Below are 23,514 nucleotides of genomic sequence, written 5' to 3' on the forward strand. Positions count from 1 at the left end.
GCATGAGTGAGCCCACCGATACATCAGCCGACAGTGTTCCGGGACCGCGCACCACCCCCGCAGCGTCCCCCTCCGCGCCGTCCGCCGGACCGTCCACCCTCGCCGGCGGCCACTTCACCGCGTACGCGCCCTATTTCATGGTGAGGAACCGCTGCACCATCGAGGCCAGCAGCACCGCCAGCAGCGGCAGCGAGAACCAGAAGCTGCTCTGCAGCCACCGCAGTTGCCGCACGCCCGGCCGCACCGCGACCCGTACGACTTCCCGTGCCGTCAGCAGCACGATCAGCGCGACGGCCGCCAGGCCACCGACGACCGACCACGGCGTCCAGGTCACCTGCGGTCCGATCGGCCCGGGATCGGCCTTGGGGACCTTGCCCGCGGGCTGCTTGCGCAGCGCGTACATCGTCACGTCGTCGTTGACGAGGACCTTCTTCAGCTCCTGCCGGTCGTCGAGGTTGCTGATCAGCCTCGACTCCCAGGTCGCCGAGTAGCCCACGTCCATCTGGAGATAGACCACCTGGCTGCGGTTGATCATCAGATACGAGTTCGGGCCCGCGTCCTTGAGCGCCTTGACGAGCCCGGACACCAGGACCGGGTCGGCGGGCGCCAGTGTGGGCACGTACTGCACCTTCTCCATGTCACGAGCACCCCACGGCATCGCGGGCGTGACGTTGTCGAGCGTGTCGTTGCTCATCCACAGCAGCCGTACGGTCGGATCGTCGTGCTCGTACACGTAGTTCATGGCCGCGACCTCGCCCGGCCTGATCCGTTCGAAGGGCTCGTTGCCCCAACGCGCCACCAGGAAGCCGCCCATGAGGAGAAGGCCTGCCATCAGGGCGGCGATCGGGGCGAGGCTCACCCGGTCCCGCTCGCGTTCCTTCGCGGTGACGCCGGTGCGCGGGAAGAGAGCGAGTCCGGCGAGCAGGGCCGCGCCAGGGACGGCGAACATGAAGACGCGCAGGGCCATCTCGCCGCCGTACGACTGCATGCCGAAGCCCAGGAACGGCACGAAGGTCAGCACCAGCAGTGAACGCTCGCGGTACTTGTGGTCGCGCCGCCGCCACCAGCCCCAGCAGGCGAAGGCCATCACACCGCCGGCCAGCAGCACCCGGGTGTAGAGCACGAGCTTGTGTGTCGAACTGCCGCCCTGGATACGACCGGAGACCGAGGTGGACACATTGCTGCCGACCCCGCCGACGCCGCCGAACAGATCGTTGAAGTGGCCCGACCAGTACGGCTCGGCCATGAAGGCGATCCAGACGGAGACCAGGACGGCGAACAGGATGGGCAGGCCGCGCAGTTCGCAGCGGCCGATGAGAACGAGGACGGCGAGGACGCCCAGCATCACGAACGGCGTCAGCTGGTGCGCCGGCACGCTCGCCGCGAACAGACCTATCAGGAGCATGAGAAGCACGGCTCGCTGACGGCGGTTGGTCGGCTCGACCTCGGCCTCGCCCGGACGCCACTTCGCCCACAGCACGCGCGGCGCCCGGAACCAGACGAGCAGGACCGCCACGAACACGAGGTAGAGCACATAGGTGAAGCCCTGCGGCGAGAAGTAGTCCTGGCCGACCCAGCTGCTGAGCGTGAAGATCCAGATGCCGGTCCACTTGGCGCGCCAGCTCGCCCGCATCGAGCGCACCAGCAGGAGCATCGGGGCGAGATAGAGCAGTTGGATGGTCAGTGGCCACCAGCGGATGACCTCGGTGAGGTCGGTGACCCCGCAGGCCCTGGCGACGAACGCGGCCGCCGCGAAGAAGCCGGGCCAGCTCCAGCGCGCGTCCAGGTTGGGCACGGCCGATCCGGTGCGGTCGATGTAGTCCAGGAACCCAAGGTGCTGCCAGGCCGTCGCGAACCGTGGTTCGGTCTCGATGACGGCGGGCAGCGCATGCAGCGACACCACGGTGGCGAGCAGGGTGACGAGCAGGAGTCCCTTGTGCTCGCGGGCCGTCCACAGCAGTGAGGCGAAGACCGTGATCAGCAGGGCCGCGCCGATCAGGGTCGGCAGCGGCAGTACGGAGATCAGGCCCAGGCCGCCCATGCGGTCGAGTGAGCCGTCGTTCAGGCTGAGGGCCGGGACCCAGTACAACAGCAGCGCCGAGACCAGCAGACAGCCGAGGACGACACCCGGTGTGGACGGGTTGTTCGTGGGACGCGGGTCCGTCGTGGCCGGCCGCGCCTCCGCGGCGGAGCCGCTTGATGGCACGCCCCGCGCTCCTGACGGGGCGCTGTCCAGAGCGTCCTTTTCGAAGGGGGCGTCGATCTCCGGGGCCTCGGACGGGCCCAGGGAGGCCTCCGAACCCGGCTCCCGTGCCTCGACGGGCAGACCTACGGAAGGTCCCGGTCGAAGTGCCCACGTCGGGCGCCGAACCGCCGGTGTCCCGGCCGGCGGTGTCCCCGGCCCCGGCCGCACATCCGGCCGGCGTTCCTGGTGGTCGAAGTCGACGTGGACGCCCAGCGCGAGAGTGTCCGAGTCCAGCGCCCATGCGGGCCCGCGCTTCGGCTCACGGGACTTGGCGACGGGGACCTCGCGCGCCCCCAGGTCGGCGAGGTCCCCGTCCGGCGCCGCGTCCTCGGGCACTGCGGCGGGCGGCGCGGTGCTCAGGACCTTGTACAGCTTGGGCGCGGCGATCGCCACGATCACCGCGAGGCTGGAGATCTCCGCGACGCCCGCGCCGGTCAGGCCCATGCGGGGCAGCAGGATCACGGTCAGGCTGAGCACCAGGGCGCACAACAGCCCTTGCAGGTAGGCAAGTCCTGAGGTGCGGCTCTGGGCGCGCAGGACCGCGAAGTACGTCTCCATGACGACCCGCAGCAGCGCGCCGACGGCGAACCAGCGCAGCAGCGGCGTCGCCGCGTGCGCGTACTCCTCGCCGAAGACGTGCAGGATGATCGGAGCGCCGAGGAACAGCAGCCCGCACACCGGCAGCATGATCCGGGCCATGCGTTTGAGTGCGGACCGGGTGTTGGCGGCGAGCCGCGCCGGGTCGTGCGAGCCCTCGACGGTCAGCGAGGCGCCCATGTTGATGGCGAGCAGGTTGACCGTGCCGCCGATCGTCGTGGTGATGTAGAAGTACGCGTTGTCGGCGGAGCTGACCTGCGAGGCGACGAGCACCGGGACCAGATAGACCACGGCGAGCGAGAAGAGGGAGCCGGTGTAGTCGCCGGCGAGGAAGCGCCCGATCTCCTTGAGCGAGGGCGGTTTGGCGTGCTCCTTGGTCGCCTTCATGTGCCGGGGAGCCAGCCGCCGGAAGACCAGCAGTCCGAGCGGCACCACCGAGAGGGCGATCGCGGCGACCCAGGAGACGAAGACGCCCGACGTGGGGATCACGGCGGCGAGCCCGACGAGCAGCGTCAGCTTCACCGCGGAGAACACGGTGTTGCCCACCGGCACCCACAGCGCGCTGCGCAGCCCGGTCAGCACCCCGTCCTGGAGCGTCAGCAGCGACCAGGCGATGACCGCGAGGATGAAGCCGAGCCCGTTGAGCGGACCGTGCAGGAAGCGGTACGAGGGTCCCCACAGGTTCAACGTGAGCAGGAAGACCACGGCGGCCAGCGCCACGACCACCGAACTGCCCGCGTACGTACGGAAGATGAGGCGGCCCGTGGCGCGGCCCGCGACGGGGATGAAGCGGGCCAGAGCGCCCGTCAGCGTCACCGCGGTCACTCCCGCGAGGAGCTTCATGGCGGCGATCGCGGCGGAGCCCTGGCCGACCGCGGAGTCGGAGTAGTAGCGTGCGGCGACCAGCCAGTAGGCGAGCCCGAGCACCGCGGAGATCCCGGTGTTGAGCATCAGGGCGTAGGCGTTGCGGAACAGCTGGTTGCCTCCTTCCGCACCCTTGCGGCTCCTGCCGGGCAGGCGGAGGCGGCGTCCCGGCTGCTGTTCGGGCGCCTCGGTCGTGGGCGTGGAAGCCTGGGTTGTGGTCGTCGTGTCAGACACGGGAACGGATGGCCTTCCGGCGGACCTGTCGTGCTCTTCGGACCATGGCGTACCCCTTGGTGAGGGCGTGGTCCCGGGCGAAGTTGCGGGCGATCGCGCGGCCTTCGACCAGCCGCTCGAACTCCTCGATTCCGGTCGTACGGCGCACGGTGACGCGTCGCAGGGCGTACGGGCCCTGGCGGCGGCGCGCGAGGCCGTTGCCGACGGCGAGCGACTGGGCGAACCCCGCCTCGCGCACCGTACGGCGCACCCGGCGGCTGCTGTAGCCGTACGGATACGCGAACGAGACGGGGCGGGCGCCCAGCTCCTCGGCGATGATCTCCTTGCAGCGCAGCAGTTCGAACCAGAGCGCGTCGTCCGGGATCTGGTCCAGCTGCGGGTGCGTGTGGCTGTGCCCGCCGATCTCCGCCTGCTCCGCGGCGAGCCCCCGCACCTGGTCCCAGTCCAGCATGGCGTCCAGGCCGCGCCCGGTGTCGTACGCGCCCTTGATCCAGCCCGTCGACACGAACAGCGTCGAGGCGAAGCCGTGCTGGGCGAGTACGGGGAGTCCGTGCCGGTGCACGCCCTCGTAGCCGTCGTCGAAGGTGATGAGAACCGGGCGCTCGGGCAGCGGGCCGCCGCCCGGGCGCCAACTCGCCGCCAGGCCCCGTGTGTTGAGGGGCGTGAATCCCCGGTCGGCGAGCAGTGCCATCTGCTCGGCGAACGCCTCGGGCGCCACCGACAGCGCCCGCGTCGCATCGCCCGGCGAGCGTGCGATCGAGTGGTACATCAAGATCGGCACGGGTTCGCTCACGCTGCCGCCCCCTCGTCGTCCGGGAGCCCCTCGATCTCCACGACGGAGACCACCGAGAATGCAGTGCCACCCCCGCGTGCTCGGACGCTCCCGAGTACGTATCCTCCGGCAGCCGTCAGAACCCCGGCGACGATGGCGCCCGCACGGCCCGCGCCGCCCGGGCGGGCCAGCGCCGCGTCCCGCAGCCCGCGCAGCACGCCGACGGGCAGCACGCGGGTCGCATAGCGGCGCTCCGACTCAAGTCCCTTGTCGGCACCGACACTTCGGGCAACGAGCGCCTTGGACAGGCCCTCGGCGTACGCGCGGGCGCGGAAGTACCCGAAGCGCTCGCGCGCCTCGGGCACCCGGTGGTGGATGACCGCCCGGTCGTCGATCAGCAGGACCGCGTCCGGCCGGGCACGGGTGAGGCGGATGCACAGCTCCGTCTCCTCGCAGCCCAGCGGGCGCTTGTCGCCGTCGCGGCCGATACCGGTCGCGAAGCCGCCCGCCGCGTCGAACGCCGTACGACGGAAGGAGGCGTTTCCGCCGAGGACGTTGCGGACCCGTACGCGGCCCGGCGGCAGCCCCTTGTATGTGCAGCCCACCACCCAGTCGAACTCCTCGGGGAACCACGCCGGACGGCGGCCCGACGCCCAGATCGGCATCGTACGGCCGCCGACGGCCATGACCCGCGGATCCGCGTACCCCTCGGCGAAGTGGCGCAGCCAGTCCCGCTCGGCCACGGCGTCGTCGTCGAGGAAGGCGATGATCTCGCCGTGCGAGGCGGCGATACCGGTGTTGCGGCCCGCGGACAGGCCGCGCGGGCCCCCGTTGGCGAGCACCCGCACCTCGCCGACTTCCTTGAACTGCCTGGTCAGCCGTTCCAGGAGCGTGGCGTTGTGGTCCACGACCAGGAGCGTCTCGAGCGCGGGCAGGGACTGCGCCCGCACCGAGGAGACCGCCGCGAGGATGTCCTCCCAGCGGTCCTCGGTGTAGACGCAGACCACCACGGAGATGTCCGGCTCGCTCAAGACACCTCTCCCCGCCCCGAGTTGAGCTGAGCGGCGTGCGGCGTGCGGCGCAGCGCGCGTCGGTTGGAGCGCTCCCTGAGGATCACCTTGAGCACCCGCAGCCCGTCCCGCACGGCACGCAGATTGCTGGTGCCGTGGATGCGGAGGTACTCGTGGCTGGGTATCTCCTGCACCTTGAGACCCGCCTTGACCACCCGGATGTTCATCAGGGTCTCGACCTCGAAGCCGGTGCAGTCGAGGTCGATCTTGTCCAGGCAGTGCCGCCAGAACGCGTTGTAGCCGTAGCAGAGGTCGGTGTAGCGGGCGCCGAACTTGGCGTTGACGACCGCGCACAGCACCCGGTTGCCGAGCTTGCGGATCAGCGTCATGTCGGAGGTGCCGCCGCCGTTGGCGAAGCGCGAGCCCTTGGCGAAGTCCGCCCCGGACACCAGCGCGGAGACGTACGACACGATCTCCTCGCCGTCGGCCGAGCCGTCCGCGTCGACCATCACGATGATGTCGCCGGTGCATGCCTCGAACCCGGTGATCAGGGCATCGCCCTTGCCTTTTCCGTGCTGTTCGACGACCTTGACGTCCGGCCAGAGATCACGGGCGACTTCGACGGTGTTGTCGGTGGAATTCCCGTCGACGAGAACCACTTCGTGTATCCAGTCCGGAAGTGTCTTGAAGACGTACGGGAGATTCTCCGCCTCATTCATGGCGGGAATCACGACACTCACCGGAGGCGCAATGGCCAGGTGAGAGGAGATGCGCCGGTACTTGTTGGTCACTAACGGATCTTGGCCCGAAATGGCTGGGCGCAGGACTGAGCTCATGAGTCTGGTCCCTCTCGTCCGGTGGACCGCCCGCCCCTGGGCGGTCCGGCTCTTTGTCCGGTTCGAAAGGGGGGTTCTCACTCACGGCATGACGAAATGGATCTCCGTGCATGCCGGGTGAGCTGGCAAAGCTGGCCGGCTTTCGGAAAAAGCGGAAGCCGGTCGCGCGGCACGACTCGGCACAGATGTGGTCACCGAGTACGGCACCCCCCTACCGCGCCCCGCGCCGGTCCGTCGTCGCGATCTTGAGCCCTCCCCTAGATCGCATGTGCATTGATGGACCGATGCGGGTGAGATGTACGACGGTATTGACGAATGAGACTGTATGGCAAGACCTGGAACGAGGCCTCACGTTTTTGTTGGTTTGCGCGTTACCTAACGACTCGAACGGATTTTCCCCATCCGTTTGAGGATCTTGTCGGCGGGCTCGAACAACTCCGGTCGTGACAGCACCGCATTGCGCAGTGCCCGGACCGGGGCGCGGCGCGCCCGGTGACCGAATGCGACGGGATGACGTCGTGTCACCCACCCCTCCGACACGGAGAGGTCCCGTGTCTTCAGGGAGTCTTTGTATTCCTTCTGGCCCCGCCCAAGATCCAGATACGCAATTCCGTCGGCGGCGGCCGCCTCGGCCATGCGCAAATGCAGGATCAGCCCGGGGGAGTATTTCGCGAACGCCGGGTCGTACGCCGGGAACCAGCACGCCAGGACCCGCTCGGTGCGCAGCCCGAAGTGCGCGGCGACCGGTCTGCCGTCCGCGTACAGCACCGAGAGGATGCCCGCGAACGGCTCGGAGCGGGTGTGGTAGAGCTGCTGGACCAGGTGGTTGATCCAGGCGTGCGCGAAGCGGTCACTGCGCCCGGTCCTTCGGTACTGCGCGGACTTCCAGTCCATCAGCGTGCGCAGCACCGCGGGGTCGCGCTCGTCGTGCACATACCGCACGCCGCCGGCGTCCCGGCCGAGCCTGCGCTCCTTGGCGAGCGTGGTCCGGGTGAACTTCGGCGCCTGGGCGCGCAACTGGCGCAGATACGATTCGTAGCCCTGGTCGACATCCATGACCGGGGACGGGAAGGTGCCGGAGGCTCCCGCCTCGAACGGAGCCTGGCCTTCCACCAGGTGGTCGAACTCCCACACGCTGAGCCCGCAGCCCCGCAGCAGTTCCTGGGCGTCCCAGGTGAAGCCGGGGCGGTACACCAGCCCCTGGCAGTCGGAGACGCCGAGACCGACGGCCCGGCCGACGCCGGTGGCGGTTCTCTGGAACGGGAAGAACGCCGCGGGCTCGCCGTCCTCGCGTGCGACCGCGATCCGCACGCCGCGTCTGCAGCGGCCCACCGCGAGCGCGTACTCCGGGGACAGGAACGGATTGGCCAGCTCCGGCGAGCCGTTCAGATGGGCCTTCGACTGCAGGGCCGTCCACACCGCCCGGTCGGCGCCGCTGAGCTCGCCGGGCCGGTACACGCTGATGTCCACGTCAGGAGGTCCGTCTACTCGCCGTACGACCGCGCAGCCGTCGTACCACCACCAGCAGAAGAAGGACGGAACTGAGCGCGGTCACGGCCGCGATCCCGCCGCGGACCGACCATCGGTGCACGGCCAGCATGCCCTGGGCCACCAGCATGTCGACGGTGATCGCGCCGGCGACCGACGCCAGGAGACGGCCGAAAGGATCCAGCCCGCGCAGCGCGGCCGCGATGGCGACCGAGGGCGCCGCGAGCAGGAAGAACAAGGTGAACGGGCCGCGCAGTGGTGAGTCCACGTCGGCGAGCGCGAGGACCGCGCCGACCACCGCGACCACGGTCGCGGCGCCCGCGAGCAGCGGCAACAGGTCCCTCCCCGGCCCCTGCCGCGATCGCTGCGCACTGTCTGATGAAGGTGTCTTGATGCGTATGGTTTGCATTGGCGACTTTGCCCCCTGAAGCGCCGGATGCCGGGCTTCAATGTCGCGCAGCGGGCGGGGGGCCGTCAAGGTGCGGAAGGCGTTCATGGGGGTTCTTGGACGCCTTTAAACCTGTGTTCCCCGGAGGCGCCGACTGCCTCCGGGGAACTCGCGTACGTGTCAGGCGAGGCGGGGCGCTACGGGACGATCTTCAGGAGCTTGTTCGGCGAGCCGGTGCCCGGGCTGGTGACCACGCCCGAGGTGGCGCCGTTCACCAGGGCCGTCGCGACCTGCGCCGGGGTGGCGGAGGTGTGGCCCGCGAGGTAGACGGCGGCCGCGCCCGCGACGTGCGGGGTGGCCATCGACGTACCGGAGATGGTGTTCGTCGCCGTGTCGCTGGTGTTCCAGCCGGCCGTGATCGAGACACCCGGGGCGAAGATGTCCAGAACCGAACCGTAGTTGGACCAGCTCGCCTTGGCGTCGGTGTTGCTCGTGGCGCCGACCGTTATCGCCTCGGTGACCCGGGCCGGCGAGGACGTGGACGCGTTGGCGCCACTGTTGCCCGCCGCGATGGCGTAGGTCACGCCGCTGGAGATGGAGTTCCGGACGGCCGTGTCGAGAGAGGTGGAGGTGCCGCCGCCGAGCGACAGGTTGGCGACGGAGGGACCGCTGTGGTTCGCGGTCACCCAGTCGATGCCCGCGATGACGCCCGCCGTGGTGCCCGAGCCGTTGTTGTCGAGCACGCGGACCGCCACGATCTTCGCCTTCTTGGCGACGCCGTAGGTCGAGCCCGCGATGGTGGTGGCCACATGGGTGCCGTGGCCGTTGCCGTCCTGGGCGGTGGTGTCGCCGTCCACCTCGTCATAGCCGTACGAGGCGCGGCCGCTGATCTGCGCGTGTGTGATGCGGACGCCGGTGTCGATGACGTACGCCGTCACGCCGCTGCCCGCCGTGTCCGGGTAGGTGTACGTGCCGGAGAGCGGGAGCGCCGACTGGTCGATGCGGTCCAGACCCCAAGGGGCGCTGGACTGCGTGGTGTCGGTCAGGTGCACCGTCTGGTTCTGCTCCACGGAGGCCACCGCCGGGTCGGCGGCGAGTCTGCGGGCCTCGGCCGAGGAGAGGTTGGCCGTGTAGCCGTTCAGCGCGGCGCCGAACGTCTTCTTCACCGTGCCGCCGTATTCGTTGACCAGCCCCTTGCCCTTGCTGGACGTGGCCTTGAAGCCGGCTCCCTTCTTGAGCGTGACGATGTAACTGCCCTTGATGGCGGTGGGGGAGCCGGCCGCGAGGACCTTGCCCTCGGCGGGGGCGGCCTGGGCGGGAAGCGCGGTGAAGCCGCCCACCAGGGCGGCGGCCGCCACGGAGGTGATGGCGGCGATCCGGATCTTCTTGCTACGCAGTTGTGCCATTACGAGGGAGTCCTCCTCAAGGCGGCGCGCGCCCGGGTGGGGGCGCGCGCTGTGGGGGGTGCGCACGGGATCGCGAGCACGGCCGGGAGCGTCGCGTTCCGCTCGCGGCTGAGTAAAGGCTCGGCCATCTACGGGTGTAGCTCAAGGGAGTTGGGGCCTTGTCACGGGTCTGTCATGAGCACGCAATCAACGGAGCGATGAACGCCTTGTGTGACTCCCGGTAAGAACCGAAAAGTCTTGGCATGGACACTTCCTGTCAACACGCGTAGCTGCTACGAAAGTTGTGGCAGAGATCCTGCTAAAGGGAGGTTCCATGAGACGTTCCCGAATTACGGCATACGTGACCTCACTCCTCCTCGCCGTCGGCCTCGCCCTCACCGGGGCGGCGACGGCGCAGGCGTCCGGGGCCGCTGTGGGCACCGGCTATGTGGCCCTCGGCGACTCCTACTCCTCCGGCGTCGGCGCGGGCAGCTACCTCAGTGCCAGCGGCGACTGCAAGCGCAGCACCAAGGCATACCCCTACCTGTGGGCAGCCGCCCACTCACCCTCGTCGTTCAACTTCACCGCCTGCTCGGGCGCTCGTACGGGTGATGTCACGGCGAACCAACTGACCCCTCTGAGTTCCTCGACAGGCCTCGTCTCGATCACCATCGGCGGCAACGACGCGGGCTTCTCCGACGTGATGACGACGTGTGTGCTCCAGTCCGAGAGCTCCTGCCTCGCACGGATCGCCACGGCCAAGGCGTACGTCGACTCGACACTCCCCGGCAACCTCGACACCGTCTACTCGGCGATCAGCGCCAAGGCCCCGGCCGCCCATGTGGTCGTCCTGGGCTACCCCCGCTTCTACCAGCTCAACGGCAGCTGTGTAGCGGGCCTTTCGGAGACCGAACGGTCGGCGATCAACAGCGCCGCCGACTACCTGGACAGCGCGATCGCCAAGCGTGCCGCCGCCCACGGCTTCACTTTCGGCGATGTCAGGGGCACCTTCACCGGACATGAGATCTGCTCCGGCGACCCCTGGCTGCACAGCGTGAACTGGCTGAACATCGGAGAGTCGTACCACCCGACCGCGCCTGGTCAGTCGGGCGGCTACCTGCCGGTCTTCGGCATGGTGGCCTGACCGTTCAGGGAGCGGCCTGACCGCTCAAAGAGCGGCTGACCGTCAAAGGAGCGGCTGACCGTTCAAGGAGAAGAAGACACGGAGGCGGAGGCCCCGTCCGTCGGGGTCTCCGTCGCGCATGTGATCGAGAAGGACACGGAGTTGGACGTCGTGCGGACGGGGCCCCGCACCTCCACGCTGATCTCGTTCTGGAAGGCCCCGCTCGAGTCGTACGTCGTCGCCACAACCGTCTTCTGCTGCGTCTTGCCGCCGTTCGCGGGGAACGAGAGGGTCTTCCAGCCGGGGTCGGTCACTTCACCGGTCTTCGTCACCCAGCGGTACTCGACGTCCACCGGCACGCGGCCCACGGTGAACGTCGCCGTGAAGGACGGCGCCTGAGTGCCGGGCGGCGGGCAGGTACCGGAGTAGTCGGTGTGCTGACCCGTCACCGTCACCCGCACGGATTGAGCGGGCGGGGTGGTGGTCGTGTGGCTCGCGCTCGGAGTGCTGGTGGACGAGGTGCCGCCGGTCGCAGCGGTGCTGTTGCTCCCGGTCTTCGAGCTCCCGCCACCAGCAGCGTGGTTGGTGCTGCTACTGCTGCTCGCGGTCCCCTGGCCGCCGTTTCCGCCGTCGCGGTTCAACAGGGCGTACGTCAGTCCGGCGAGGGCCAGCGCGACCACGACCAGACCGGCGATCAGGACGGCGGCGGCGCGACGGTTGCGGTCGGGCTCCTGCCTGGTGGTGGTCGCCGGAAGGGTGTCGGGGGGCGGCCCGAACTGGTGGGGCGAGGGCGGTGGTCCGGGCGGAGGCTGAGTGAACGCCGTGAGCGCCTCCGCGTTGAGCAGGTCGGGGGAGGCCGGGCCCAGCACCCGGGCGGGCAGTGTGCCGCCCGCGGCGACGACGCGCAGCTCGTGCTCGGCCTGTTCGGCGCTCAGGCGCTCGGCCGGGTCCTTGAGCAGCAGTCCCTCGATGACCGGTTCGAGCGGGCCGGCATGGTGAGGGAGCCGCAGCGGCTCGTCGACGATGGCCCGCAGGGTGCTCAGCGGAGTGTTCTGCCGGAAGGGCGAGTTGCCCTCCACCGCCGCGTACAGGAGCACGCCCAGCGACCACAGATCGGACTCGGGCCCAGGTGTGCGGCCCAATGCGCGCTCCGGAGCGAGGAATTCGGGTGAGCCGATGACCTCGCCCGTCATGGTCAGGGCAGAGCTGCCCTCGACCAGCGCGATGCCGAAGTCCGTGAGGACGACACGTCCGTCGTTCGCCATCAGGACGTTGCCCGGCTTCACATCGCGGTGCAGGACCCCCGCCTCGTGCGCGGCACGCAGCGCGGAGAGCACCTCCGCGCCGATGTGCGCGGCGCGTTGCGGCGGCAACGGGCCCTCGGCGTCGAGCAGATCGGACAGAGCGATGCCCCGGACCAGCTCCATCACGATCCAGGGGCGGCCGTCCTCGGTGGCCACGTCGTACACCGTCACCACATTGCGGTTCGAGATACGGGCGGCGGCCCAGGCCTCCCTCTCCAGGCGGGCGTACATCCGCTCCACCTCGTGCGCCGGAAGCCCGGCCGGGGCGCGGACCTCCTTCACGGCGACCTCGCGCTGCAGCACTTCGTCGCGGGCGCGCCACACCGTCCCCATGCCTCCCTCACCCAGCGGCGACAGCAGGCGGTAGCGTCCCGCGATCACACGTTCACTGCCCGGATCTTCGGACACGTGCGTCCCCCATTCGCATCCGCGCGATTTCTCCCCAAAAGTAGCTCAACCGAGTACGGATGCCGCCCCCCTGAACACCAATCCAGCCCCAAGGGCTACGACGACGAACGCCGATCCCAGGGGCGCGGCCCCGCGGATCAGGGCCGCGGTTCGTCCCCCGGCCCACCGGGGGCGCCTGGCCAGCGCCCGGTTCATCCCGCCGCCCAGCTTGACGACGGCGAACCCGGCCGCCGTGAGCGTCAGGGCCAGCCCGGCGCCGTACGCGAGCACGAGCAGAAAACCGAACCACGCCTGTCCCAGCGCCGCCGCCCCGACGAGTACGACCACGGCGGAGGGACTCGGCACGAGCCCTCCGGCGAAGCCGAGCAGGATCGTGCCGCGAAGGGTGGGAGCGACGGTGTGGGTGTGGGTGAAGCCGCCGTGGGTGTGTTCGAGGGCGGGGGTGTGTTCATGGCCGGGGTCATGGGTGGGGGGTGCGGCGTGAGCGCTGTGATTTACGGGTGCGGGTGCGGGTGCGGGTGCGGGTGCGGGTGCGGGTGCGGGTGCGGTGACGGTGGCGGTGGCGTGTGCGGTGGCGTGTGCGAGCACTAGGAGGCGTTCGGGCTGTTCCGCGGGCTCGTGCGGGTGGTCGGCGGGCTCGTGGCTGTGCGTGTGTCCGTGGTCGTGTGTGTGTCCGTGGCCGTGTCCATGGTCGTGGTCGTGCCCGTGTCCATGGCCGTGGGGGTGCCTGTGGTCGTGGTCGTGGGGGTGCCCGTGGTCGTGGTCGTGTCCATGGCCGTGGGGGTGACCGTCTTCGTGGGTGTGTCCGAGTTCGTGGGTGTGCCCCCGTCCGCGGTTCCGCCATGCCCGTCGTACGAGGGTGGCGCCCGCCGTCGTCACCAGGGCGCCGCTCGCCACGCCCAGCCAGGCGATCACCGAAGGGGCCGCGGCCGAACCGGCCGTGACCAGGAGGCCCAGGGCCACCACGCCCAGGGTGTGAGTGACCGTCACCGACGCGGCCAGCGGAAGCACGTCGCGCAGGCCTGCCCGGCCGCCGCGGGCCGCCGCCGTCGCGGCCATCAGCGTCTTGCCGTGGCCCGGCGCGAGCGCGTGCATCGCACCGAGGGCGACGGCGATGAGCAGGGCCAGCGCGGCGAAACCAACGGTGAGGTCATGGCGAGCCACCAGGTTGTTCAGGGCCTCGGTCCAGCGATCGGCGCCGCGCGGCAGCACGGAGGCGGCCGGCGCGTTCCGCTGTTCCTCGGCGAGGGCGGGGCCGCCGGGGCGGATCCGCAGGGACGCGGTGGCGGTGTCGGCCGGCGAGGAGAGCAGCGCCTTGGGGTACTCGGTCAGCTCCGTCGACACCGACTTCTTCGGTACGTCCGACGCGGTGAGCGTCATCCGGTCGCCGCGCGCGGTGATCTCCCGCCAGCCGGGTCCCCGGTCCGCGCCCGCACTGTGGAAGCCCACGGCGACGGACTCGCCCTCGGGCAGCGGCGCCGTCAGCCGGCACTCCACGCGCAGGGTGTTCAGCCCCGCCTGCCCGGGCCGCACGCGCGCGTGGCTCGCGCCGACGGTGAGCGGCACCTCCCGCCCGCCGACGGTGACCTCGCTGCCGCGCGCGGCAAACGCGCACCGAGCCTCGGCCCAGTCCGTCATCCCGAGCTTCTTGATCTCCGGCCGGGCCTGGGTGGCGGGGATCTCCGCGAGGTCCTCGACATGGTCGACCCGCAACTGCCCGGGAGCGGCGACGAGTCCGTCGTACCGGTTGACGGTGAAGTTCCCGAGCGGATGCGCGCTCGCGGCGTGGGCGGGGACCAGGACAAGGGCGCAGGCGGCGGTGAGGACAGCCGCGCAGGCTCCGAAGAGACGACGCGTTCCGACCTGGCATCCACCAGCGCTACGGGTCACTTGGTGGCCTCCAGAACCTCGCGGGCCTCGCGGGCGCCCAGCGGTGAGAAGCCCGGGTTGAGGTCCAGGGCCGACTTCAGCGAGGCGCGGGCCCGCTTGTCGTGGCCGGTGGCGTGCTCGATCATGCCGCGGTGGTAGAGGAAGGACGCGTTGCGGTAGCCGGTGGCCGTGGCCCGCCGGGCATACGGCAGCGCTTTTGCGTCGGAGCCGCCGACGTGCAGGGCCCAGGCGAGCGCGTCCGCCGTGTGCACGGTGTGGCGGCGGGCCCACTCGGCGCGGGCCGCCTTCAGTGCCGCCGCGTGGTCGCCGTGGTCGGCGGCGGCCAGAGCCGTGTCGAGGTCGGCGTGTACGCCGTTGGCGCGGGCCAGCGCGATCCAGGCGTTCACCAGGGAGTACTGGTCGCGGGCCTTTGACAGGTCGCCCGCCTTGCCGCGCGCCTCGTACAACTCGCCCAGCTCCACCAGCGGTTGGGGCAGCGGATAGCGGTTCACCACCTGCTCCATACCGCGGATCGCCGCGGCGCGGTCGCCCTGTGCCGCCTGGGCGCGGGCGCGGCCTTCGAGTGCGGGGAGGTAGGTGTCGTCGGCGGCCAGCGCTCGCGCGTAATACTTCAAGGAAGTGTCGTACTCGCCCTGGTTCCAGGCCAGTTGGCCGAGCGCGCTCGCCACGTACGCGACGTCGCCACGGGCCGTCGCCGTGCCGAGCGCCTGCTGAAGCACCCGGCGGGCGGTCTTCACATCGCCGCGCAGCTCGCGCACATAGGCGTACCGGGTGAATACGGGTATGCCCGGGCGACGCGAGTCCGCCACGTCGGCGGCTTTCGACGCGTCGTCGTAGCGCCCGAGTTCGACGAGCGCGTCGATCCGGGAGGAGAGGGCGCGCTCGCTGTACGGGTTCTGCTTCAGCACCTTGTCCGCGTACTTCAGGGCGCCGGTGAAGTCGTGCCGCGCCGCGGCGAGGGCGGCGCGTCCGGCGAGCGCGGACTCGTTGTCGGGCCGCAGACCGAGGGACCGGTCGAGCGCCTGCTCGGCCTGCGGATAGCGGGAGGGATCGCCCTTCGTACGGGCTTGCTCCACATAGGCGAGCCCGAGGGTCGCCCAGCCGTCGAAGTCCTTCGGCTGGGCCCGCAGATGGGCCTGTAGCGAGGCGATGCTCGTGTCGAGGTCCCCACTGGCGAGCAACTGCGGCGACAGACCGCCGGGCGTGGACGCCACGGTGGAGGTTCCGCCGTCCCTGACGGCCCCGAGCACCACCGCTCCCGCGGTGATCGCTACCGCCAACGAGGCGGCGCAGGCAGCGAGTTGGGCCGCACGCCAGCGACGCTGCGCCACCGACACCCGCCGGACGGCGGCGACCCGCTCGTCCTCGTGCGCTTCGGCGGCGTCTGCGGTGCCTGTCCCGGGCGTGGCCTCCCGGGCGTCTGCGGTGCTTGCCCCGGGTGTGGCCTCCCGGGCGTCTGCGGTGCTTGCCCCGGGTGTGGCCTCCCGGGCGTCTGCGGTGCTTGCCCCGGGCGTGGCCTGCCCGGCGTCCGCGGTGCCTGTTCCGGGCGTGGCCTGCCCGGCGTCCACGGTGGCCGCCCCCGGCGTGGCTTCCCCGGCGTCCACGGCGCTTACCCCGGGCCTGGGCTCCAAAGCGTCCAAGCCGCCTGCCTCGGCCGTGGCCTCCTCGGTCTCCGGTGGCGCGCTCTCGTTCCTACGCGGGGACATGCCCTCTCCTCAAAGTCCTTGGCCCGAACGGTCGTGGCGGTGGTGCGGGGCGGCGCGGCCCGCGCCGTGGGGGATGGGTGGATGCGGGCCGCGCCAGTCGGTGAGCCGGGTCAGTAGGCCCGGTTGTGCATCCGGCGGCGCCACCACATGAGGCCGGTGGCGATCAGCAGGAAGCCGGCCGCGCCCGCCGCCGCGGAGCCCGCGATCAGCACGGTGTCGGTGCCGTTGCCGGAGGAACCGGCGGGCTTCAGCGCGTCGCCCAGCTGGTTGCGCACGTCGGTCCCGCTGGTCGTGCCCTTGGCGAGCGCCCCGCGCGAACCCGACGTCGGCTCGGCCACGTACGGGAAGTAGTTCTCGAACTTCTTGTCGTTCTTGTCGACCGCGTCGCCCAAGTCGTTCTTGGAGCCGACCAGTTCGCCCTCGACGACCTGCAGCGCCTCGTCGATCACGTCATCGGTGAGCCGGCGCCCGTTCGGGAAGCCCGCGTTGTCGCCGTCGAGCACACCGAGCCTCTTGGGATACTTGGTGGGCTTGATCGAGGTGTTGAGCCGCAGTTCCTCCGCCGGGCGCACATGGGGCGGCTGGTTGAGGCCCTTCACACCCTTCAGGAAGACGTCGACCAGGTCGTTGCGGGGCTCGGCCGGTGCCTTGATCTTGTAGATCGCCTCGATGAGCTTCGGCAGCTCGGGGTTGGTCACGTTCTTCAGGAACTGGGCGTCGTTCCACGGCGCGGACGCGTTGAACTTGTCCTTGTCCTTCTGCGGGTTGACGACCTCGTTGACCAGCGGGTTGCCGAGCCGGGAGACCTGCGTCCAGTCGCCGTGCGCGTCCTTGCGCTGGGTGGTGGACCAGATGCCCACGATCGGCTGTCCGGCCGACTCGCGGATCATGTCGTTGGGCACCTGCAGGGCTATGGAGTTGACGTTGTAGCCCTTGAGGGTGTCCCGCCCGACCTCGGTCAGGTTTCCGCCGTAGAGCAGGTCGAAGACGCGCAGGTCCAGGAAGAACGGATCGTCCGCCTGCCCCGCGAAGGTCGTCGATCCGCTCGCGAGCTTGTACACGGCCTGGTCGCGCAGCTTGCCGTAGTCCGGCATCGACGCCTTGCCGACGTTCGACGGCGCCACCGGAACGTCGTCGGCGACCTTGGTCCGCGACACCAGCTTCTGGTTGTGCAGCCGCAGCAGATCGATGTCGTACGTCTGCGTGATGTTCAGGTCCGGATCGGCGAGGCTGGTGACCGGCCCGGTGTTGTAGAGGAACGTGTCGCCGTTCTTGCGGTGCGTCTTGAAGGTGTAGCGGTAGACCAACTCGCCTTGCGCGTCCCCGTTGTTGTCGATGTGGATGTCGTACTGGGCGTCGTCGGCGAACGTATAGAAGTTCGGTCCGCCGGCCGGTTCCTCGAAGGGGATCCAGTTCGCCACGATCGTCGTCGTGTCCGGCTTGTCCGGGCTTACGAAGGCGTACACGTCGGTGTTGTCGTACTGGGGGGTCCCCGAGATCAGCGGGGCCTCCCGGTGACTGGAGGCGGAGGCCACCCCCGGTTCCAGCGCGGTCACACCGGCGGCTGCGAGCCCCCCGGCGGCCAGCGCACCGCAGACGAGGGTCGCGAGGCTCCTGCGTCCCGCGCCACTCCTGAAGAAAGGTGTCATGCCGTCCGTCCTCATGTCCCAACTTGCCTGACGCACGCCATTCGGAGCGCTCGCCGGGGTGGATTGGTCGAATCCCACACGTCTTTACGGCGGCCCGCTCGGCTTGTTTCATCGACGAGCGCGTTTGTTCGGCGGCGGACCCGCGTTTTCGGATCGGTGATCCGTAACCCCATCCGTGGACACGCTCGCTGCGAACACGTGGGTGAAAGGACGGGCCGTGCGCGGTCGGAGAGGGGGACGGGTGGAGGCGGACGAACTTCTGGTGCTCGTGGCCGGAGGCGACCAGAAGGCATTCGAGGAGCTGTACGGACTGGTGTCCGGGCCGGTGTTCGGACTGGTGCGCCGGGTGGTCCGGGACCCCGCCCAGACGGAGGAGGTGGCCCAGGAGGTGCTGCTCGAACTCTGGCGCTCCGCCGCGCGGTTCGACCCCGGACGCGGCAGCGCCCTGTCCTGGATCCTCACCCTGGCGCACCGCCGCGCCGTCGACCGGGTCCGCAGCGCCCGTGCGGCCACCGAGCGCGAGCAGCGCGAGGGAAGGCGCGCGCACCACCCCGCCTTCGACCAGGTCGCCGAGGAGGTCGAGGCCGGACTCGAACGGGAGTGGGTGCGCCGCTGCCTGGACCGGCTCACCGCCCTGCAACGCCAGTCCGTCACCCTCGCCTACTACGACGGCTACACCTACCGTGAAGTCGCCGAACGGCTCTCCCTGCCCCTCGGCACCGTCAAGACCCGTATGCGCGACGGCCTCACCCGCCTGCGCAACTGCCTGGGAGGTGCCGCATGAGCGCCCTGTACCAGCCGGACGGCGCTCAGGGCCCCCGGGACGGCTTCCCCCGGGGAGGTGCCGCATGAGCGTGCTCGACCGCCTGCTGCGCCGCGATCTGCACTCCCTCGCCGCCCCCTACGCCCTCGACGCCCTCGAACCCGAGGAGCGCCGCCGCTTCGAGCACCACCTGCGGCGGTGTGCGCGCTGCGCCACCGAGGTGCGGGCGCTGACCGAGGACGCCGTGCGGCTCGCCTGGTCGACCGCGGCACCGGCGCCGGCCGCGCTGCGCGACCGGGTGCTGACCGCCGTACGCACGACACCGCAGGAACCGTCGGCTCAGCGGCTTCCCCGCGCCCACGTGGGCGGGCGGGGAGACCGGCAGCCCTCACGCGCGCGTGCCCCCCGCTTCCGCCCCCTCCTCGCGCCGCTCGCCACCACCACGGCCGCCGCGGCCCTGGTCGTCGCCTCCCTGTTCGCCGTACAGGCGAACCGGGCCCAGGACACGCTCGACCAGGAGCGCGCCCAGGCACGTGAGATCGCCCACGTTCTCGCGGCGCCCGACGCGCGCGCGACCAGTGAGCGGGACGCGCGAGGGCGCGGAATCGGAGTGGTCGCCTCCGCATCGGAGCGGCGCGCCGTCGTGACAGTGAGCGGGCTCGGCACCCCCTCCGGAGGGCGGGTGCATCAGCTGTGGCTCATGGGCCCCAAGGAGAATCCGCGTTCCCTCGGGCTCTTCGACGGCGACACGCCCTTGGTCGCCGACGAACTGAATACGAATGCGACGTCACTCGCTGTGACGGTCGAGCCTCACGGTGGCTCAGCACAGCCCACTACCACGCCTGTTGTCCAACTCGCCCTGGAATCGGTTGGATTCGGAGAGTAATCGTCAACACCCTTACAGAGAAGGTGAATCCTGCGCCCGCGATACACGAGTGCCACGAGGGAGCGATAGGGTTAGCCTGCCCGGGCCGGGTGGACTCGTACGGGTGGGGAGTGACATGGAACAGATAACAGTGCGCAGCAGGGCACGCGTCCCTGCGATCACCTGCGGGAGCAGTGCGACCAGTTCGCGCCTCGACCGCCATCTCGCGGTGCTGGGCGGCCCTGCCATCCCGCAGCGTGAGACGGCCGAGGCGACGTCGTTGATGCGTGAGCTCACCGCGCGTGACACCGCGCACGACAGCAGCGGCAGGGGCGCGCGGGTGAGGCGAGTCTCGCTCTTCGCACCGCTGAAGCGGCTGCGCCGTTCGCTGTTCGGTGGCCGCTGAGCAGCCATCGGCACTGGCGTTCCTCGACCCGCGTCCCGGCGGCCCCACCGACCCGGCGCAGCGCTGCACTTCCGCGTCCGTCATCCCCACGGCAGGCAGCGGCGCCCGGCGGAGCCACCTACCGGGCGCGGGTCACCCCACCTCGCCGCACCTCCGTCACGTCCGCGTCCGCCATCCCCACGGCAGGCAGCGGCTCCCGGCGGCGCGAGCCTCGCTCAGCGGATCATCCCGGCCCGCCGTAAGTCGGCGGCATCCGCGTCCGTCATCGCTACCGCACGCTGCGGCGCCCGGCGGCGCGCACCCGGCTCAGTGGATCATCCCGGACCGCCGCAAGTCGGCGACCTCCGCGTCCGTCGTCTCCGCCCCGAGGACAGCGGCACCTGGCGGCGCACCACGCTGGGGCGCGGCGCACCCCGCTCGGCGGATCGCCTCGTCCCGCGGCGGCTTCGCGACCTCCGAGTTCGTCAGCCCCGCCGCAGGTAGCCGCGCCCGGCGGGTGACCCGGTCAGCGGACCACCCCGTCCCGCCGCAACGTCGCGACCTCCGCGTCCGTCATCCCCAGCGTCCGCAACACCGCCACGGTGTGTTCCCCGAGCCGGGGGACGGCCCCCATGCGTGCCTCCTCCCCGCCCGGCAGGGTGATCGGCGGCAGCAGTGCCCGTAGCGGGCCCACTGGTGACGCCACGTCCCGCCACCGGTCCCTGGCCGCCAGCTGCGGATGCTCCGCCACCTCTCGTACGTCCCTCAGGCGTGCGCACGCGATGCCCGCGCCCTCCAGCCGGGCCACGGCCTCGTCGGCGCCGAGCACACCCAGCGCCTTCGCCACCAGCACATCCGTACGGTCCCGGTTCTCGACCCGCGCCGCGTTCGTCGCGTACGCAGGGTCCTCAGCCAACTCGGGCCGCCCCAGCACCCGTTGGGCCAGACGCCGCCACTCCCGGTCGTTCTGCACAGACAACAGCACCCGCCCGCCGTCCGCCGTCGGATAGGCGTCGTACGGGGCGATGACGGCGTGCGCTAGACCCGTGCGCGCCGGGGGTGTTCCCCCATGCATCACATGGTGCAGCGGATGCCCCATCCACTCCGCGAGCGCCTCCAGCATCGACACCTCCACCGGGCCCCCGAGCCCGGTGGTGCCACGCCGCACCAGCGCCGCGAGCACCCCCGAGAACGCGTACATGGCCGCCGCGATGTCCGCCGCCGGAATCCCCGCCTTCACCGGCTGCTCCGGCGTCCCCGTCACCGACACCAGCCCCGCCTCGCACTGCACCAGCATGTCGTAGGCGCGTTTGCCGGCGTACGGCCCCGACGCCCCGTACCCCGAGATGTCCACGGCGATCAGCCGGGGGTGCCTCGCGCACAGGGCCACCGCGTCCAGGCCCAGCCGCGCCGCCGCCCCCTGCGCGAGGTTCTGCACGAACACGTCCGCGTCCGCGACGAGACGGCGTACGACATCGAGTCCGCGCGGGTCCTTGAGGTCGAGGGCGACGGACTCCTTGCCCCGGTTGCACCACACGAAGTGCGAGGCGAGACCGGCGGCCGCGGTGTCGTAGCCACGGGCGAAGTCCCCGCCGTCGATCCGCTCGATCTTGATGACGCGGGCGCCGAGATCGGCCAGCTGGCGGGTGGCGAAGGGCGCGGCGACGGCCTGTTCGACGGCGACGACGGTGATGCCCTCCAGGGGCAGAGGCTGGAGCTGAGGGTGTGACCGCATGCGGGGGATCATGTCCTGTGTGAAACACCTTTGTCATGCCCGGATGCCGCCCGGGGCCCGCTCACCCCTCGCCGGTCGCGTACCGGTGGACGGCGAGCGGCAGGAACACCGCGATCAGCACGAGGCACCAGGCCAGCGACCCGGCGAGTGGATGCGCCACCGGCCAGGCGGCCCCCTCGGGCACCGCAGCGTTCCCGAACAGATCCCGCAGCGCCGTCGTCACCGCGCTGATGGGATTCCACTCCGCCACCGTCCGCAGCCAGCCCGGTAGATGATCCGTCGGGATGTACGCGTTCGACAGCAGCGGCAGCATGAAGGTCGCGCTGCCCAGCTGACCGGCGGCCTCCTCGCTCCGCGAGGCGAGCCCCAGCAGGATCCCGATCCATGTCGTCGCGAACCGGAAGAGCAGCAACAGCCCCAGGGCGCCCGCCGCTTCGAGCGCGGACCCCTCGATACGCCAGCCCACCGCGAGCCCGACCAGCAGCAGCGGCACCGTCCCGGCGGCCGTCACCACCAGGTCCGCGACCGCCTGGCCCAGCGGCACCGCCGCCCGGCTCATCGGCAGGGTGCGGAAGCGATCCGTCACGCCCCGGTGCGAGTCCTGGGCGGCCTGGAACATCCCGGTCATGATCCCGTTGGCGGCGGTCGCCACCAGCAGGCCGGGCACCAGAAAGGACCGGTATTCCCCGCCCGGCATGGCGAGGGCGCTGCCGAAGACATAGCCGAAGAACAGCAGCATGGTGAGGGGCATGGTCTGGGTGAGGATCAGCAGCCCCGGATTGTTGCGAATCCGCCGCAGCTGGCGGCCGAGCATCACGGTGCCGTCGTACGCCAACGTGCTCATGCCGCGAACTCCTCGCTGTCGGCAGGGTCTCCGGTCAGCCGGAGGAAGACGTCGTCGAGGGTCGGCGGACGCAGGCTCGCGTCGAGCAACGGCACGCCCGCGGCGTCGAGTTCACGGACCAGGCGGGGCAGCGTCAGCGTCGGATCGGTGGTGACGGCGCCCACCGCGCTCCGCTCGTCGTCGAACGAGGGGCGGCTGCCGGTCAGTCGGTCCAGAACGGCAGCCGCCTTGCCCCGCGCCTCCGGATGGGCGACGACGACTTCCGCGTACGAGCCGATGAGGGCCTTGAGCTGGGCGGGTGAGCCGGTGTGGGCGACCCTGCCCCGGTCCATGAGCGCGATGTCGTCGGCGAGTTGGTCGGCCTCGTCGAGATACTGCGTGGTCAGCAGGACGGTGGTGCCGTCGTCCTTCAGCTCGCGCACCGCTGCCCAGATCTGGTTGCGGCTCGCGGGGTCGAGCCCGGCGGTGGGCTCGTCCAGGAAGAGCACGGCGGGGCGGCGGATGAGGCTCGCCGCCAGGTCGAGACGGCGCCGCATACCGCCCGAGTAGGTCGCGGCGGGCCGGTCGGCGGCCTCCGTCAGCCCGAAACGGTCGAGCAGTTCGGCGGCGCGCGCCCCGGCGCCCCGTATCCGGTGCAGCTTCGCGAACAGCCGCAGGTTCTGCCCCCCGGTGAGGTCGCCGTCGACCGAGGCGTACTGCCCGGTGACCGCGATACTCCGGCGGACGGCCGCGGCCTCCCTCAGGAGATCGTGCCCGGCGACGCGCGCGGACCCCGCGTCGGGCCGCAGCAGCGTGGTGAGCAGCCGTACGGCCGTGGTCTTGCCGGCGCCGTTCGGACCGAGCAATCCGCAGACCGTGCCCTGTGCCACGGCCAGGTCGAGTCCGCGCAGCGCGTGGACCTCCACCCGTGAACCTCGGGAGCTTGGTGAACCTCGGGAACCCCGGAAACCGAAGCGTTTCTCCAGACCCTCACTAAGTACAGCGTACGTAGTAGCCATAGGGCGACCATAGCGCACTACGTAC

18 protein-coding genes are annotated in these 23,514 nt (G+C 70.7%); 4 read left to right on the forward strand and 14 right to left on the reverse strand.

Going from position 1 to position 23,514, the window contains the following annotated elements; genetic code table 11:
- Positions 1–130: 130 nt before the first annotated feature.
- From AB0D27_RS27255 to AB0D27_RS27285, 7 genes are all read right to left on the reverse strand, one after another.
- Positions 131–3,940 carry a lipopolysaccharide biosynthesis protein gene (locus AB0D27_RS27255; protein WP_362513896.1) on the reverse strand — a complete coding sequence of 1,270 codons (3,810 nt, stop codon included), beginning with the start codon at positions 3,938–3,940 and terminating at the stop codon, positions 131–133.
- Positions 3,933–4,709, reverse strand: coding sequence for a polysaccharide deacetylase family protein (locus tag AB0D27_RS27260; protein ID WP_362514022.1), 777 nt, complete (start codon positions 4,707–4,709; stop codon positions 3,933–3,935). Before AB0D27_RS27260 ends, AB0D27_RS27255 begins: the two co-directional genes overlap by 8 nt.
- Before the next feature lie 20 nt (positions 4,710–4,729).
- Positions 4,730–5,743 (reverse strand): glycosyltransferase family 2 protein, encoded by a 1,014-nt coding sequence (locus AB0D27_RS27265; protein WP_362513898.1) that lies wholly within the window; start codon positions 5,741–5,743, stop codon positions 4,730–4,732.
- Positions 5,740–6,558 carry a glycosyltransferase family 2 protein gene (locus AB0D27_RS27270; protein WP_362513901.1) on the reverse strand — a complete coding sequence of 273 codons (819 nt, stop codon included), beginning with the start codon at positions 6,556–6,558 and terminating at the stop codon, positions 5,740–5,742. Before AB0D27_RS27270 ends, AB0D27_RS27265 begins: the two co-directional genes overlap by 4 nt.
- 375 nt (positions 6,559–6,933) lie before the next feature.
- Positions 6,934–8,028, reverse strand: coding sequence for a GNAT family N-acetyltransferase (locus AB0D27_RS27275; RefSeq protein WP_362513903.1), 1,095 nt, complete (start codon positions 8,026–8,028; stop codon positions 6,934–6,936).
- A gap of 1 nt (position 8,029) precedes the next feature.
- On the reverse strand, positions 8,030–8,380 hold the full coding sequence (locus AB0D27_RS27280; protein WP_362513906.1) for a hypothetical protein: 351 nt from the start codon (positions 8,378–8,380) through the stop codon (positions 8,030–8,032).
- A 251-nt stretch (positions 8,381–8,631) separates the two neighbouring features.
- A complete protein-coding gene (locus AB0D27_RS27285; RefSeq protein WP_362513908.1) occupies positions 8,632–9,840 on the reverse strand; it encodes a S8 family peptidase in 1,209 nt (402 codons plus the stop codon).
- Positions 9,841–10,153: 313 nt separating this feature from the next.
- Between AB0D27_RS27285 and AB0D27_RS27290 the strand changes: the two genes are divergently transcribed.
- Positions 10,154–10,963: an SGNH/GDSL hydrolase family protein gene (locus AB0D27_RS27290; protein WP_362513910.1), complete on the forward strand. Its 810-nt coding sequence runs from the start codon at positions 10,154–10,156 to the stop codon at positions 10,961–10,963.
- A gap of 62 nt (positions 10,964–11,025) precedes the next feature.
- On the opposite strand, the gene AB0D27_RS27295 is transcribed toward AB0D27_RS27290, so the two are convergent.
- From AB0D27_RS27295 to AB0D27_RS27310, 4 genes are all read right to left on the reverse strand, one after another.
- Positions 11,026–12,654 (reverse strand): serine/threonine-protein kinase, encoded by a 1,629-nt coding sequence (locus tag AB0D27_RS27295; protein WP_362513912.1) that lies wholly within the window; start codon positions 12,652–12,654, stop codon positions 11,026–11,028.
- A gap of 45 nt (positions 12,655–12,699) precedes the next feature.
- Positions 12,700–14,544, reverse strand: a complete 1,845-nt coding sequence (locus AB0D27_RS27300; RefSeq protein WP_362513915.1) for a nickel transporter — start codon at positions 14,542–14,544, stop codon at positions 12,700–12,702.
- Positions 14,541–16,250, reverse strand: coding sequence for a tetratricopeptide repeat protein (locus tag AB0D27_RS27305; RefSeq protein WP_362513916.1), 1,710 nt, complete (start codon positions 16,248–16,250; stop codon positions 14,541–14,543). Before AB0D27_RS27305 ends, AB0D27_RS27300 begins: the two co-directional genes overlap by 4 nt.
- Positions 16,251–16,360: 110 nt before the next feature.
- Positions 16,361–17,899 carry a DUF4331 domain-containing protein gene (locus AB0D27_RS27310; RefSeq protein WP_362513919.1) on the reverse strand — a complete coding sequence of 513 codons (1,539 nt, stop codon included), beginning with the start codon at positions 17,897–17,899 and terminating at the stop codon, positions 16,361–16,363.
- 241 nt (positions 17,900–18,140) lie between these two features.
- Here AB0D27_RS27310 and AB0D27_RS27315 point away from each other — a divergent pair, with 241 nt between their 5' ends.
- The 3 genes from AB0D27_RS27315 to AB0D27_RS27325 all read left to right on the forward strand — a co-directional run bounded on the left by AB0D27_RS27315 (position 18,141) and on the right by AB0D27_RS27325 (position 19,933).
- Entirely contained in the window at positions 18,141–18,683 is a 543-nt protein-coding gene (locus AB0D27_RS27315; protein ID WP_362514024.1) for a sigma-70 family RNA polymerase sigma factor, read from the forward strand.
- 64 nt (positions 18,684–18,747) lie between these two features.
- On the forward strand, positions 18,748–19,548 hold the full coding sequence (locus tag AB0D27_RS27320; RefSeq protein ID WP_362513921.1) for an anti-sigma factor: 801 nt from the start codon (positions 18,748–18,750) through the stop codon (positions 19,546–19,548).
- Positions 19,549–19,663: 115 nt separating this feature from the next.
- Positions 19,664–19,933: a hypothetical protein gene (locus AB0D27_RS27325; RefSeq protein WP_362032658.1), complete on the forward strand. Its 270-nt coding sequence runs from the start codon at positions 19,664–19,666 to the stop codon at positions 19,931–19,933.
- A 505-nt stretch (positions 19,934–20,438) separates the two neighbouring features.
- Here AB0D27_RS27325 and AB0D27_RS27330 read toward each other — a convergent pair.
- Genes AB0D27_RS27330 through AB0D27_RS27340 form a run of 3 tightly spaced genes read right to left on the reverse strand, consistent with a single transcriptional unit; the run spans position 20,439 to position 23,489 of the window.
- Entirely contained in the window at positions 20,439–21,659 is a 1,221-nt protein-coding gene (locus AB0D27_RS27330; RefSeq protein WP_362513924.1) for a CaiB/BaiF CoA-transferase family protein, read from the reverse strand.
- 49 nt (positions 21,660–21,708) lie between these two features.
- Complete coding sequence (locus tag AB0D27_RS27335) at positions 21,709–22,491, reverse strand: ABC transporter permease (RefSeq protein WP_362513927.1); 783 nt, start codon at positions 22,489–22,491, stop codon at positions 21,709–21,711.
- Positions 22,488–23,489, reverse strand: coding sequence for an ATP-binding cassette domain-containing protein (locus tag AB0D27_RS27340; RefSeq protein ID WP_362513930.1), 1,002 nt, complete (start codon positions 23,487–23,489; stop codon positions 22,488–22,490). Before AB0D27_RS27340 ends, AB0D27_RS27335 begins: the two co-directional genes overlap by 4 nt.
- Between the last annotated feature and the right edge of the window lie 25 nt (positions 23,490–23,514).

This window comes from Streptomyces sp. NPDC048415 (assembly GCF_040651675.1).
Lineage (GTDB): Bacteria > Actinomycetota > Actinomycetes > Streptomycetales > Streptomycetaceae > Streptomyces.